This is a genomic window from Pseudonocardia oroxyli, from assembly GCF_900102195.1.
Classification (GTDB): Bacteria; Actinomycetota; Actinomycetes; order Mycobacteriales; family Pseudonocardiaceae; genus Pseudonocardia; species Pseudonocardia oroxyli.
The window spans coordinates 241,522-254,316 of the sequence record NZ_FNBE01000005.1 but is presented as its reverse complement, the minus strand read 5'-3'; the positions used below and the strand labels follow the sequence as shown (position 1 = coordinate 254,316).

At 74.7% G+C, this 12,795-nt stretch carries 16 protein-coding genes; 5 read left to right on the top strand and 11 right to left on the bottom strand.

The features are described from left to right. Positions 1-19: 19 nt before the first annotated feature. The gene (locus tag BLS43_RS10250; protein WP_093081032.1) at positions 20-823 is read right to left on the bottom strand and encodes an HAD family hydrolase; all 804 of its coding nucleotides are present in this window, start codon (positions 821-823) and stop codon (positions 20-22) included. Positions 824-841: 18 nt separating this feature from the next. On the opposite strand from BLS43_RS10250, the gene BLS43_RS10245 reads away from it, so the two are divergent. Then, positions 842-1,954, top strand: a complete 1,113-nt coding sequence (locus BLS43_RS10245) for a glycosyltransferase (protein ID WP_093081028.1) — start codon at positions 842-844, stop codon at positions 1,952-1,954. A 1-nt stretch (position 1,955) separates the two neighbouring features. On the opposite strand, the gene BLS43_RS10240 is transcribed toward BLS43_RS10245, so the two are convergent. Beyond that, on the bottom strand, positions 1,956-2,789 hold the full coding sequence (locus BLS43_RS10240) for an alpha/beta fold hydrolase (protein ID WP_093081374.1): 834 nt from the start codon (positions 2,787-2,789) through the stop codon (positions 1,956-1,958). 28 nt (positions 2,790-2,817) lie between these two features. Further along, positions 2,818-3,300 (bottom strand): MarR family winged helix-turn-helix transcriptional regulator, encoded by a 483-nt coding sequence (locus BLS43_RS10235; protein WP_093081023.1) that lies wholly within the window; start codon positions 3,298-3,300, stop codon positions 2,818-2,820. Between the two features lie 56 nt (positions 3,301-3,356). Here BLS43_RS10235 and BLS43_RS10230 point away from each other — a divergent pair, with 56 nt between their 5' ends. Continuing rightward, entirely contained in the window at positions 3,357-4,352 is a 996-nt protein-coding gene (locus BLS43_RS10230; protein WP_093081019.1) for an FUSC family protein, read from the top strand. A gap of 54 nt (positions 4,353-4,406) precedes the next feature. On the opposite strand, the gene BLS43_RS10225 is transcribed toward BLS43_RS10230, so the two are convergent. Genes BLS43_RS10225 through BLS43_RS10215 form a run of 3 tightly spaced genes read right to left on the bottom strand, consistent with a single transcriptional unit; the run spans position 4,407 to position 6,709 of the window. Next, complete coding sequence (locus BLS43_RS10225) at positions 4,407-4,853, bottom strand: DUF350 domain-containing protein (protein ID WP_093081015.1); 447 nt, start codon at positions 4,851-4,853, stop codon at positions 4,407-4,409. Between the two features lie 23 nt (positions 4,854-4,876). Then, a complete protein-coding gene (locus tag BLS43_RS10220) occupies positions 4,877-6,040 on the bottom strand; it encodes a glutathionylspermidine synthase family protein (protein ID WP_093081011.1) in 1,164 nt (387 codons plus the stop codon). Between the two features lie 3 nt (positions 6,041-6,043). Continuing rightward, positions 6,044-6,709, bottom strand: a complete 666-nt coding sequence (locus BLS43_RS10215; protein ID WP_093081007.1) for a hypothetical protein — start codon at positions 6,707-6,709, stop codon at positions 6,044-6,046. Positions 6,710-6,994: 285 nt separating this feature from the next. On the opposite strand from BLS43_RS10215, the gene BLS43_RS10210 reads away from it, so the two are divergent. Further along, positions 6,995-8,074: a septum formation family protein gene (locus BLS43_RS10210; RefSeq protein WP_176921256.1), complete on the top strand. Its 1,080-nt coding sequence runs from the start codon at positions 6,995-6,997 to the stop codon at positions 8,072-8,074. Then, complete coding sequence (locus BLS43_RS10205; RefSeq protein WP_245707417.1) at positions 8,074-8,412, top strand: metallopeptidase family protein; 339 nt, start codon at positions 8,074-8,076, stop codon at positions 8,410-8,412. The genes BLS43_RS10210 and BLS43_RS10205 overlap by 1 nt, the downstream gene beginning before the upstream one ends. 190 nt (positions 8,413-8,602) lie before the next feature. Here the strand turns inward: BLS43_RS10205 and BLS43_RS10200 are convergent, their stop codons facing one another. From BLS43_RS10200 to BLS43_RS10190, 3 genes are read right to left on the bottom strand one after another with little or no spacing between them, the layout of a single operon-like run. Further along, positions 8,603-9,289: a histidine phosphatase family protein gene (locus tag BLS43_RS10200; protein WP_093080997.1), complete on the bottom strand. Its 687-nt coding sequence runs from the start codon at positions 9,287-9,289 to the stop codon at positions 8,603-8,605. Beyond that, positions 9,286-10,233 (bottom strand): prephenate dehydratase, encoded by a 948-nt coding sequence (gene pheA, locus BLS43_RS10195; RefSeq protein ID WP_093080993.1) that lies wholly within the window; start codon positions 10,231-10,233, stop codon positions 9,286-9,288. Before pheA ends, BLS43_RS10200 begins: the two co-directional genes overlap by 4 nt. Then, positions 10,230-11,126, bottom strand: a complete 897-nt coding sequence (locus BLS43_RS10190) for a hypothetical protein (RefSeq protein ID WP_093080988.1) — start codon at positions 11,124-11,126, stop codon at positions 10,230-10,232. Before BLS43_RS10190 ends, pheA begins: the two co-directional genes overlap by 4 nt. 102 nt (positions 11,127-11,228) lie before the next feature. Here BLS43_RS10190 and BLS43_RS10185 point away from each other — a divergent pair, with 102 nt between their 5' ends. Further along, positions 11,229-12,014, top strand: a complete 786-nt coding sequence (locus BLS43_RS10185; RefSeq protein ID WP_093080983.1) for a DUF2470 domain-containing protein — start codon at positions 11,229-11,231, stop codon at positions 12,012-12,014. Here the strand turns inward: BLS43_RS10185 and BLS43_RS10180 are convergent. Together BLS43_RS10180 and BLS43_RS10175 are read right to left on the bottom strand one after the other, a co-directional pair. Then, positions 11,993-12,352 (bottom strand): DUF3817 domain-containing protein, encoded by a 360-nt coding sequence (locus BLS43_RS10180; protein ID WP_093080978.1) that lies wholly within the window; start codon positions 12,350-12,352, stop codon positions 11,993-11,995. The genes BLS43_RS10185 and BLS43_RS10180 overlap by 22 nt on opposite strands. 10 nt (positions 12,353-12,362) lie before the next feature. Continuing rightward, positions 12,363-12,782 carry a hypothetical protein gene (locus BLS43_RS10175; RefSeq protein WP_093080973.1) on the bottom strand — a complete coding sequence of 140 codons (420 nt, stop codon included), beginning with the start codon at positions 12,780-12,782 and terminating at the stop codon, positions 12,363-12,365. Positions 12,783-12,795 lie beyond the last annotated feature (13 nt).

The window sequence follows — 12,795 nt, the reverse complement described above, 5'->3', positions numbered from 1 at the left end:
CCCGGGCTCTCGACCCAGGTCAGAACCACCGCTCCAGCACCAACGCCACCCCGTTGTCACCGTGGGTCGCGGTGACCTCGTCGGCCGCCGCCGCGACCTCCGGATGGGCGTTGCCCATCGCGACGCCGTGTCCGGCCCAGCGCAGCATGGCCAGGTCGTTGGGCATGTCGCCGAACGCCACGGTCTCGGCCTGTGCGACGCCGTACAGCGCCGCCACCTCCGCCAGCCCGGTCGCCTTGGTGACACCCGCGGCGGCCACCTCGATCAGCCCGCCCGGGTGCGAGAACGTCAGGTCCACCGAGTCGCCGACCAGCGGCTCGAGCGCGGCGAGCATGGCGTCGCTGCCGATCTCCCGGTGCCGGACCAGCATCTTCACGGCGGGGCGCCCGAGCAGCAGGTGCCGCGCCTCGGTCGGTGGGCCCACCCCGGGCCACGCGTGCTCGTAGGTGGGCTCGGCGACGAAGTGGTCGTCCTCGGCCACCGACCCGACCCGCTCCACGCCGATGGTCGCCCCCGGCAGCGCCTCGGCGACCGCGGCCGCGACCCGCTCCAGGTCGTCGACGCCCAGGGTGCGGGCGGAGACGATCCGGTCCGCCTCGACGTCGTACAGCACGGCGCCGTTGCCGCAGACCGCGTAGCGGACCACGCCGAGCTGCGCCGCCACGGGCGGGATCCACCGTGGCGGCCTGCCGGTGACCAGCACGAACGGCACTCCGGCCGCGACCACGCGACCGACGACGCGCACGGTGCGGGCACTGACGGTGTGGTCGGGACCCAGCAACGTGCCGTCGACGTCGCTGGCGACCAGTCGCGGCGCCTCCACACGGGTAGGTTACGGAGCATGCGCGTGCTCGTGGTGTCGGCGCCCCTCACCGGGCACCTGCTCCCGATGTTGCCGCTGGCGGAGGCGCTGTGGGAGGCCGGTCACGACGTGCTCGTCGCCACCGGTGGGGACGCGATGGGGGCGGACACCGGTGAGCTCCCGGTGATCGACGTGGCCCGGGACGTGTCGCTGCCGCGGATCGCCGCCCGGGTCATGGCCGCCCACCCGCTCGACGCCCGCGCCGAGCTCGCAGGCCGGGCGGGGACCCGCATGGTCGCGCGGCTGTTCGGTGCGGTGAACGAGGAGCTCGCGGACTCCCTGGTGACCGTGGTGGACCAGTGGCGGCCGGACGTCGTGGTGCACGAGCCCCTCGCCGTGGCGGGCGCCCTGGCGGCGGCCCGGCACGACCTGCCGACCGTGCTGCTGGAGAACTCGCTGTTCGACGGGCCCGCGCTGGTCCGCGTCACGGCGGGGTCGAAGATCATGCAGCGGGCGCTGCGCAGGCACGGGCTCGAGGACCGCGGGCTGCCCGCGCCGCAGGTCCTGCTCACGACCGGGCCGCCGAGCGTGGTCGGGGAACGGGCCGGGCAGCCGATGCGACCGGTGCAGCGCGGCGGCGGGGACATCCCGGAATGGCTGAAGGTGCCCTCGGGCCCGCCCCGGATCCTCGTGTCCCGCTCCACCGTGGCCGGGCCGGGCGGGGACCCGATGCCCGCCGCCGTGGCCGCCGCAGCGGAGGTCGACGCCGAGATCGTGCTGGTCCGCCCCGATCCCCGGACCGCGCGCCGCGCCGAGGGATCACCGCACGTCCGGACCGTCGGCTGGGTGCCGCTCACGGACGTCATGCCGCTGTGCGCGGCGATCGTGCACCACGGCGGCGCCGGGACGTCGGTCGGCGCGCTGAGCGCGGGCGTCCCCCAGCTCGGGGTGCCCGGCGCAGGCGACCGCAGGCACAACGCCGAACTGATCGCGCGCCGCGGCGCCGGGCTGGCCGGGCGGGTCACCGCCGAGGCGCTGCACCGGCTGGTGGTCGACGGCGAGCTCGCCGCCAACGCCCGCGAGGTGCGCGCGGAGCTGGAGCGCATGCCCCCGCCGGAGGCCTATGTCCCGGCGATCGCGGCGCTGGACTGAGTCAGGCGAGCTCGGCGAGGAGGGCCCGGACCTCGCGCGCGAACACCTCCGGGCGTTCGAGCTGGACCCAGTGCCCGCAGCCCTCGACCTCCACGAGCCGGGCGTGCGGCATCGCGGCCGCGGCCCGGCGGGAGCCGTCGATGTCCACCATCGGGTCCGCGGTGCCGTGCAGGAGCAGGGTGGGCGCGGTGATCGCCGAGACCTGCGCGGACAGGTCGTTGCGCATCCTCCGCGGCCCGAGGGTGGCCTGGTTGTAGCGGGCGTAGCCCAGGCCCGGGCGTCGGGCCTCGCGGACGAACTCGTCCACCACCTCGGGCGGCAGGGTGGACGGATCGGCGACCATGCCCCGCACCGCCTGCCGTGCGAACCGGCCCGCCAGCCGCGCCAGCGGGACCAGCACGGCGTCGGGCAGCCGGGAGGCGAGCCACGCCGCGAGCTGGACGACCGGGTTGCGCAGCATCGGGACCAGCCCGCCCGGGGCGACGAGCACCAGCCCCGCCACCGACTCCGGGTGCCGCAGCGCGAGGTGCAGCGCCACGTCACCGCCCATCGACACGCCCACCACCACCGCCCGCCCCAGGCCCAGCCCGGCCACGACGTCCGCCAGCGCGGCGGGGCCACCGACCGGCGACAGGGCCGTGCGACCGAACCCGGGCAGGTCCGGCGCGACGACCGGGCGCTCGCCCCCGAACTCGGCGAACGCGTGGAACCAGGAGATCGCCGCGTCGTCCGTCCCGCCGCCGTGGATCAGCAGCAGGGGCGTGCCCTCCGCGGCCGGGGCGGACCGCAGCAGCCGGACGCCGTCGACGAACTCCCCGGTGCTTCCCGCCGGCATGACCACGTGACCAGATTAGCCGATCCGGTCACGATTCCCAGGCGGCCAACGCGGTCCGCAGCAGGTCCGCCAGTGCCCCGCGCTGCTCGGGCGTGAAGATCGACAAGAGTTCGGCCTCGGCCGCCAGCTGCTCCGGGAGCACGGCGTCGACGAGCGCCTCCCCCGCCGGAGTGAGGCCGACCCGGGCGGCACGGGCGTCCTCGGGGTCGGTCGAGCGGGTCACCAGGCCGACCCCGACCAGCTTGTGCAGCCGCTTGGTGGTCGCGGCGGGCGAGCCCACCACCCCGGCGGTCAGGTCGCCCGGTCGCAGCGGCACCGGGCTGCGGCGCAGCTGGGACAGCACGTCGAACTCGGTGCGCGTGATCCCGACCGCGGCCAGCCGCTCGTCCGCGGCGGCCTCCAGGTACCGGGCGGCCCGCATGATCCGCCCGACGACGGCGATCGGCTCGGTGTCCAGGTCGGGTCGCCGCTGCGCCCACGCCACCCGGATGACGTCGACCGCGTCACCCATCCTCCACCTTCTTTCACCGGTGTACTACTTTGGTACACCGGTGAAAGGAGTATGGCGTGACGCTCGTCCGTGAGCTGGTCCGGGTCGCCCCGCACGCCGGGGCCCACCGGCCCGCCCTGCGCTGCGCGGTGTCGGTCGGGGTGCCGATGCTCGTGCTGCTCGGTCTGGGCCGGGTCGACCTGCTGGGAGCCGCGGCGTTCGGCGCGTTCACCGCGATCTACGGCCGCGACCTGACGGTCCCGGCGCGCTCGGCCGTGCAGGCGCTCACGGGGACCCTGCTCACCGCGAGCGTGGGGATCGGGCTGGTGGCCGCGCACCTGCCGGGCGCCCCGTGGCTCGAGCTCGCCGTGCTCGTCGCCCTCGCCTGCGCCGCGACCGTCATCGGCGGGATGGTCGACTGGAAGCCGGGCGGGCCGCTGTTCTTCGTGTTCGCGGCGGGCGCCTTCGCCGGGGCACCGGCGCAGTCCGCGGGGGCCGCCGCCGCGATCCTCGCGACGACCGCGGGCACCGCCGCGTTCTCGGTGCTGGTCGGGAGCGCGGGTGCCGTCTTCCCCACCCACGTCCGGGCCCGCAGGCCACTCGTCGTCCGGCCCGCCCGGGCCACCCGGGAGGACCTCCTGGACGTGCTCCTGGCCTGCGCGCTCGCCGCGCCGGTGGCCGTGCTGGTCGGGGTCGAGCACCTGTACTGGGTGCTCATCGGCGCGGTCGTCCCGCTCGCCGCCGCTCACACGACCCACCGGCTGGCCCGCGGCGTCCACCGGGTCGCCGGGACGGCGGTCGGGCTCCTCGTCGCCTGGCCGCTGCTCGCCGCCGACCTGCCCCCCTGGTCGGTCGTGCTCGCCGCAGTGCTCCTGCAGACCGCCGCGGAGCTGCTGATCCTGCGCAACTACGGGCTGGCGCTGGTCTGCATCACGCCGCTGGCCCTGGTCGTGGGGGCGATCATGCACCCCGCCCCGACGGGCGACCTGCTGGCCGACCGGATCCTCGCCACCGTGGTCGGCGTGGCGGCGGCCCTGGTCGTGGTCGTAGCCCGCCGCCGCCCGCGGTCGTGAGCGGTAAGTAATGCTCTGGCACCACTCACCGCGCACGGGCGGCGCAGCCGCGGATCAGATGACGGCGACCGCGACGATCAGGCCGAGCGCGACGTGCGTGGCGGCGACGACCCAGGCCTCGGGCTTGAGCTCGTCCGCCGCCAGCACCTCGCCGATCCTGATGCCGGTCACCCACTCCAGCAGCCGCACGCCACCGACCTGCGCGATGATCCCGACCAGGCCGTAGACCAGCGAGGACAGCAGGCCCTCGGCGAGCAGCCCGGACGAGGTCCAGATCGCGGTGACCACGATGAACGCCATCGAGATCATCCCGGCCGAGGTCACGACCACGGCGCCCGGCTTGCCGTCGCGGACCAGGCGGTTGAGCGCGCCCGGCGTGGTGATGTCGATGGCCCAGAACCCGAGCAGCATCAGCAACGCACCCAGCAGGGCGTACAGCAGGATCGCGCCAACCCCGCGACCGAGCAGGCCGAAGTAGGTGGCGTCCAGGGCGAGCGTCATGAGTTCCTCACGGGTCCGGGGAGCTAGTCGGGGATGCGGTGGGGGACGAATGCGGCGCCGTCGTCGGTGACCAGGCCCGCCGTCTCGCGGATGCCCAGACCCGCCGAGCCGTCTCCGACCAGCCAGGCGCCGAGGGCGGGGCGGAAGCCGTCGAACTCGGGGAGGGGGTCGAACAGCTGGTAGACGTACCCCTCGTCGCCGTAGACGCCGCCGGTGGAGACCTGCGAGCCCGGCGCCACGATGTCGACGTTCGCGCCCTCACGGCCCAGCAGCGGCTTGCGCACGTACTCGGTGAGCAGCCCGGGATCGTTCAGGTAGGCGGGCAGCAGGTTCGGGTGCCCGGGGTACATCTCCCAGAGGATCGCCAGGATCGCCTTGTTCGACAGGATCGACTTCCACAGCGGCTCGATCCACAGCGTGTCCGGGATGCTCCGGACCACGTGCTTGCCGAAGTCCTCGGTGAGGATCCACTCCCACGGGTACAGCTTGAACACCGACTGGATGGAGGACTCGGCGAGATCGACGAAGCGGTCCAGGTCGACGTCCCAGCCCAGGTCCTCGATCCGCAGCCCGACGGTGTCCAGGCCGGCCTCCGCCGCGGTCTCCTGCAGGTAGCCCACGGTGATGTGGTCCTCGCCGGTGGAGTCACCGCCCGACCAGGTGAAGTGCACCTCGGTGCTCGGCAGCGACGACTTGATCTCGCCCCACCGCTCCACGAGCCGCTCGTGCAGGGAGTTCCACTGGTCGTCGTTCGGGTGGGTGTCCTTGAGCCAGTACCACTGCAGGATCGACGCCTCGAGCAGCGTGGTCGGGGTGTCGGCGTTGTACTCGAGCAGCTTGGCCGGGCCGTCCCCGGAGTAGCGCAGGTCGAAGCGGCCGTAGACGTGCGGATCGTGCCGCCGCCAGGAGGCCGCGACCTGCTCCCAGCACCACTCGGGCAGCGCGAAGTCGCGGAACCGCTCGGTGGTGACGACGTGGTCGACCGCCTCCAGGCACATGGAGTGCAGCAGCTCGACGTCCGCCTCGAGGGAGAGGATCTCGTCCATCTCGAAGACGTAGTGGACCGACTCGTCCCAGTACGGGCGCGCTCCGCCGTCCCCGTAGCGACCGGGGGCGTCGAAGACGAGCCCCTGCTCGCGGACGGTCTGCTGCCAGCCGGGGCGCGCGGCCCCGCGTTCACGGCGCACCGTTCAGCTCCCGCTGCTTCCCTTGGAGGAACCCGACGACCCCGACGACGACGAACCCGACCCCGCCGACGTGCCGCTCGACCCGCTGGAGGAGGACCCGCTCGACACGCCGAGGCCGCCGCGCGAGATCGACTTGCCCGAGGGGGTGCGGACGTTTCCGGTGCTGGGCACCGTCGTCGTGCCGCCGGAGGCGACCTGCCCGACGTTGCCGGAGCCGCCGTAGTTGTAGTGGTACTGGCCGCCGCCGCCCCCGATGAAGATCGGGTAGAAGCCGCCGCCGCCGTAGTAGGTGTTCCCGCTGCTCGAGGCGGGGGTGACGCAGTTCGAGTCGTCCACCACGACGTTGTTCTCGTCGACGCAGCGCGCCTCGATGTCCTCGTCGTCCGAGGCCACCGCGTAGCCGACGGCGATCAGCGCGACCACGCCGACCACCACGCCGGAGCCGATCAGGATCCGCTTGCGCTTCTTCTTGCGCGCGGCCTCCTCCTCGGCGAGGCGGGCCTCCTCCGCACGGCGGCGCGCGCCCTGCTCGCGGGCGCGCTTCTCGGCGAGGGTGGGTTCACGGGGCGCGGTCGTGCCGTCCTGCTGGGACATCCGGCCGCGCTGCGGGGCCGAGCCGACCGACTCGAGGGGACCGGTGTCCCCGTCGTCTCCGCCGTTCACACTCATCGCTCTCCCCCCACGCGGGCACCGTATCCTCCCGGCGTGTCGGCCCACGATAACGGGTCCACAACGAACGCTCGCCGCGCCGGCACGACCGGCGACCGCGCCACACCCCCACCCTTCCGAGATCGCTCGATCGGGGCAGGCAAGATGAGCGCCGACATGGACGAGCTCTTCACCCCGTCCCGCGACCGCTCCCCCCATCGCGTCGCCGAGACGGAAGAAGCGCCACGGCCTCCGGAAGGTCCCCGACTGCCCGGACGCCGCCAGGCGCGACGCATCGTGGGGGCCGTGCTGGTGGGCGCCGCGGTCATGCTCGGGGTGGCGACCCTGGACACGGTCGCCGGCGCCACCGTCCCGGTCCTCGGCACGATCGCCGCGCTGCCGTCGCCGCACGGCACGTCCGCGGACATCGAGGACATCCCGCCGCCGCCGACCACCCCGGGCACCTGCCTGAACTGGTCCCGGCCGGACGCGGCGGACACCACCGTCGTCGACTGCGCGCAGCCGCACCTGTTCGAGCAGGCGGGCACCGCGCAGCTGGCCGACCAGCAGGCCCTACCGGACGACGCGACCATGCGCAGGCTCGTCAACGAGCGGTGCTCGCCGGTCGTGCTGCAGTACCTCGGCGGCAAGTTCGACCCGAACGGTCGGTTCCGGGTCGGCGCGCTCAAGCCGTCGCAGAAGAAGTGGGACGCGGGCGATCGCGAGCTCCGCTGCGGCGTCCAGTCCGCGTCCCGGTCGGGGGCGCTCTACCCGCTCACCGGCAAGGCGGTCGACCAGGACCAGTCCGGGGTGTTCGAGCCCGGGACCTGCCTCGCGATCGACGAGCGCCGCGTCGGCGACCCGATCGACTGCGCGGGACCGCACGCGGTCGAGGCCGTCGGCATCGTGGACCTGTCCCAGAAGTTCCCCGAGGGCTTCCCGGCGGTCGGCGACCAGGACGGGTTCCTCCAGCCCGAGTGCAGCCGGATCGCGGCGGACTACGCGGGCGGCGCCCAGGCCATCGCGGACAAGAAGCTCACCGTGTACTGGGACAACGTCACCGAGGACTCGTGGAACGCCGGCACCCGGCGGGTCAACTGCAACCTGGCCGCGCTGCTTCCGGACCGCAGCGGGTTCGCGCCGGTCACCGGGACCGCGAAGGGCGATGTCGCGGTGAGCGACCAGGCCGCCCCGCCCGCCACCTCGACGCCGCAGGCCGGGGTGCCCGCGCCGCCGACGTCGACGCCCGCGCCCACCGCCGACCCGAGCGCCACCCCGGCGCCGAGCGAGACGCCGAGCCCGGCGCCCACGTCGGGCCCGGCGCCGTCGGAGGCCCCCGCCCCGCCCGCGATCCCGGAGATTCCGGCGCCGCCCGTCGCCCCGTGATCGGGCGGGCGCGGTTCGAGGAGCTCGTCTCGGACGCGCTGGACGAGATCCCGCCCGCGCTGACCCGGGCGATGGACAACGTCGTGGTGCTGGTCGAGGACCGCAACCCCGAGGACGGCGCGCTGCTGGGCCTGTACGAGGGCATCGCGCTGACCGAGCGGCACAGCGACTACGGCGGCGTCCTCCCGGACCGCATCACCCTCTACCGCGAGGCGATCCTCGACATCTGCGACACCGAGGAGCAGGTCGTCGAGGAGGTGGCGATCACCGTGGTGCACGAGATCGCGCACCACTTCGGCATCGACGAGGAGACGCTGCACGAGCTCGGCTGGGGCTGAACCGCGCCGCCGCCCCCGTGCCGCCGGCCGCCCCACCCCGTGACGCTTGGGACGCCCAAGCACCGCCCAGTGACGCTTGGGGCGCCCAAGCACCATGCCCCGTGACGCTTGGGACGCCCAAGCACCGCTCAGCGACGCTCGGGCGTCCCAAGCGTCAACGGGCTCAGCGCGCGCAGTGGGCCGAACGGGCTCAGTGCGCCTCGGGGGCCGCGCCCGCCGTCACGTCGCCTTCCAGGCTCGGGCCGCTGTCCCACAGCTCCAGCGCCCAGCCGGTGTCCGTGCCCTTGTCCCGCCGCAGCACCACCCGGCCGGTGTTGGGCACGTAGCGGGTCTCGGCGGTGTCGCCGATCAGCGCGGCGGCGGCCAGCCGGATCGCGGCGCCGTGGCTGACCAGCACGACCGCGCCGCCGGGGCCGTGGGCGCGCTCGGTCTGGTCCACGATCCGCTCGACGGCGGGCAGGAACCGGGCGCGCAGGTCCAGCGCCGACTCACCGCCCGGGAGGGAGCGGGACAGGTCACCGCCCCACCAGGCGTCGTAGGTCTCGTCGAAGTCGCGGCGGGCCGGTTTGTCGGAGCGGCCCTCCAGCTCGCCCGCGAAGATCTCGTGCACCCCGTCGACGACGGTCACGGCCAGCCCGTGCGCCTGCGCGACCGGCTCGGCGGTCTGCCGCGCCCGGATCGCGCGGGAGGCGTGCACGGCGCGGACCGGCCAGTCCGTGAGCAGCTCGGCCACGACGGAGGCCTGGCTGCGGCCGGTCTCGTTCAGCGGCGCCCCGGGCGGGACGGTGTCGAGCGCCTTCGCGACGTTGGCGTCCGTCTGCCCGTGGCGCAGCAGGACCAGCCGCAGCTCGTCCAGCTCGGGCTCCTCCGGGGTCATACCTGCACTCCGTTCCGCACGTCGGCCAACCAGTGCTCCGCGGCGCGGTAGGCCGCGGACGACGCCCCGCGGGGCGGGACCGTGCCGTCGCCCGCGCCGGTGGCGGGCCCGGCGGCTCCGGCCGCGCGCGGGAAGGACCCGAGGAAGCGGACCCGGTCGGCGCGGCGGTGCAGGGCGGCCAGCGCCTCGCCCATCGCCGGGTCCGCGACGTGTCCGCTGCAGTCCAGGTGGAACCAGTAGTCGTTGTGCCGGTCCTTGATCGGCCGGGACTCGATCCGGGTGAGGTCGATCCCGCGCACGGCCAGCTCGGTCAGCAGACCCAGCAGCGACCCGGGCCGGTTCTCCGTGGTGAGCGCCAGGGTGGTGCGGTCGTGCCCGGTCGGCGCGGGCACTCGCCCCGGGGCCGCGACCAGCACGAACCGGGTGACGGCGCCGGGGTTGTCCGCGATGTCGTCGGCCAGGATCTCGAGCCCGTGCTGCGCCGCGGCGAGCGGCGAGCAGGCGGCGGCGTCCATCTCGCCGCGGGCGACCTGGGCGGCGGCCTCGGACGTCGACGTGGAGACCAGCACCTCGGCCTGCGGCAGGTGCGCGGCGATCCAGCCGCGGGTCTGGGCGATCCCGTGCCCGTGCGAGGCCACGGTCCGCACCGCGGCCAACGCCGTGCCCGGCCGCCCCACCAGCACGAACCGCACCCCGACCAGCGCCTCGCGGGTGATCACCAACGGGGGGTCGAGCACCAGCCCGTCGAGCACCGGGGGCACGGCGCCCTCGACGCTGTTCTCGATCGGTACGCAGCCCGCGTCCACGGTGCCCTCCCGCACGGCGGCGAGGACGGCCGGGTTGCCCGGCAGCGGCACCAGCTCCGCACCCTCGGACTCGGGCAGGGACAGCAGGGCCTGTTCGGTGAACGTCGCGTGCGGGCCGAGGAAGCCGATCCGCGTCACAGCAGGCCCAATCGGGCGAACTCGCTCACCGACATCGGGTCCGGGTCGAGGCCGCAGCAGCTGAAGCGGCCGCGCACCTCGTCGACCGTGCGGTCCGAGAGCGCCTCGGCGTCCGCGGCGAGCTTGCGGGGATCGGTCTCGTGGAGGGCCTCCGCGACCGTGCCCTCGCCGCCGGTGCCCAGCATCCGGGCGACGGCGAGCAGCAGGTTGAGCACGCCGTGCCTGCCGCGGTCGCCCGCGGTCTCGGGAGCCGGCCGGACGGCCTCGCGCAGCCCGATCGCGGTGAACCCGCGCCCCGCGCCCACGGTGACCTCCAGGAAGCGTTCCACCTCGTCCACCGTCGGCACGTCCGAGGCGCGCTGCCCGCCCGCCCGCAGCTTCGGCGTGCAGCCGTGCTCGGCGACCTTCTGGACGGCCTCCAGCCAGGCCTCGACGTCCGTCCCGTCGTGCGGGCGGCGCGGCTCGACGACCGCGGTCACGTCGTCCGGTACGAACTCCGAGACGCGCTCCAGCCAGACGGCGTCGACGTCCGGGGGCGCGGCGGTCTCGACCGTGCGCGGGGTGAGCAGGCTGGACCGGGAGAACACGGTCGACAGCGCCTTCGGCACCGCGCCGAGCCCCGTGTCGACGACCAGCGCGAGCTCGACCGGGCGCGCGGGCGCGGACCGCGCCAGCTCGGTGACCAGCTGCGGGAGCCGGGAGACGGGGCACACCAGGTGGCCGATCATCCCGCCGTAGCCGCCGTCGCGCGCCGACAGGTAGCGGGCCACCACCGCGTCGATGCTGGGTGCGGTCAACCGCGGCTGGACGAGGCTCGCGTCGTCCACCAGGCCGGCCAGCAGGGGACGGATCGGCCACGGGTCTGCGGAGGATCCCGAGGGCACGGTCGTCACGACGGAGACGCTAACCCGCCGTTCACACGGCCCCGCCACCGGCCTCTGGACAGGTCGCCTGCCCACGAGCTAACTTAGCCTCACCTAAGTAGGAGGTGTCCAGTGGGACAGACCCGGCTCCGGCGGCCGCCGGCCCCGACGGACGCGGAGCGCGCGCGCAGCGTGGCGACCCGCCGCGGGGAGGCCGCCCTCGTCGGGACGGGCGCCCCGGAACCCGTCGTCCCGCTGGTGCACCACCTGCACGCGGACGGTTCAGCCGTGCTGCTGCTGCCGGACGACTCCCCGGTGCTCACCGCGATCCGCGGGTCCGAGCGCGGCGAGCTGCCGGTGATGCTCGAGGTGTCCGACCACGCGCCCGTGCCGCTGCGCGAGCCGATCCGCGCCCTGCTCTGGGTCAGCGGCTGGCTGCGGATCCCGGACGCGGGCACGGCGAAGCGCGCGGCCCTGCAGGTCGCCGACGCGGCCCCGCACCCCGCGCTGCTGGACCTGGGCCACGGCGCCACGCTGGTCAAGCTCTGCCCGAGCTCCGCCGTGCTGGCGGACGCCGAGGGCACCGCCGCGCTCGCCCCCGTCGACCTGGCCGCCGCGCGCCCGGACCCGTTCTGCCGCATCGAGGACCACTGGCTCTCCCACCTCGAGGACGCCCATCCCGAGGTGTTCGACGCCCTGGCCCGCCACCTCCCGGCGCCGCTGCGGCACACCCTGGGCGCACGCGTGCGGCCGCTGGGCGTGGACCGCTGCGGGCTGCGGCTGCGCGTGGAGACCACCGAGGGCGACCACGACGTGCGGCTGGCCTGGCAGCAGGAGGCGACGACCGCCGAGGAGCTGCGCGTGCAGCTCGGGCTGCTGGTCGGCTGCCCGTTCCGTCAGGTGGCGGACCCGAGCTGACGCTCGCGCTCCTCGACGAGCCTGGTGACCTTCCGCTCCGCGACGAAGCTCGCGACGGGGATGGTGCCCGCCAGCAGCACGAGCACCGCGAAGACCGGGGTGAACCGTGCGCGCTCGGCGAGGATCAGCGTGGCCACGATGTAGGCCATGTAGAGGAAGCCGTGCAGCATGCCCACGACCGCGACCGGGCCCGGGATGTCCCAGATGTACTTCAGTGGCATCGCCACGAACACCAGCGTGATCAGCCCGATGCCGGTCACCCAGGCGCACACCCGGTAGAGCGGCAGCCGGAACCCGGCGGGACGCGGGGCGGCCGAGGACCTGATGGGGCTGCTCACGACGGAAATTCTACCGCTTGTCGGAGACGTCGTCGGCGGCGAGGGCGGCCAACATCCGGTTGTACTCGGTCAGCGCCGGGGAGTCGGACTCGTCGATCGGGGCCACGGTGCGCCGGGTCTCCCACGGCGCGGGCCCCTCGGGGGCCTGCGGGGACGGGGCCACGGCGGTAACCGTCTCCGGCTCGGGCTCCACGGCCACCGCGGCCGCCCGGTGTTCCTGCAGGTCCATCCGCAGGAACCGCCACCACATGTAGGCGAAGAACACCGCGAAGATCGGCCACTGCACGCCGTACCCGACGTTCAGCGCGGACCCCAGCGCGGACCCGGCCCGGTCCCACTGCCAGACGGCCGCGACCACGCACGTCGCCACCGCGAGGATCGCCAGCAGGTGCCAGAGGATCCACTTCGGGGACAGGACCACGCGCCACACGCCGTCCAGGGTA

What these genes read in the sequence shown, in the direction of transcription:
- BLS43_RS10245 (WP_093081028.1), top strand. Translation starts at nt 842, where the DNA reads ATGCGCGTGCTCGTGGTGTCGGCGCCCCTCACCGGGCACCTGCTCCCG.
- BLS43_RS10240 (WP_093081374.1), bottom strand. Translation starts at nt 2,789, where the DNA reads ATGCCGGCGGGAAGCACCGGGGAGTTCGTCGACGGCGTCCGGCTGCTG.
- BLS43_RS10235 (WP_093081023.1), bottom strand. Translation starts at nt 3,300, where the DNA reads ATGGGTGACGCGGTCGACGTCATCCGGGTGGCGTGGGCGCAGCGGCGA.
- BLS43_RS10225 (WP_093081015.1), bottom strand. Translation starts at nt 4,853, where the DNA reads ATGACGCTCGCCCTGGACGCCACCTACTTCGGCCTGCTCGGTCGCGGG.
- BLS43_RS10215 (WP_093081007.1), bottom strand. Translation starts at nt 6,709, where the DNA reads ATGAGTGTGAACGGCGGAGACGACGGGGACACCGGTCCCCTCGAGTCG.
- BLS43_RS10200 (WP_093080997.1), bottom strand. Translation starts at nt 9,289, where the DNA reads ATGACCCCGGAGGAGCCCGAGCTGGACGAGCTGCGGCTGGTCCTGCTG.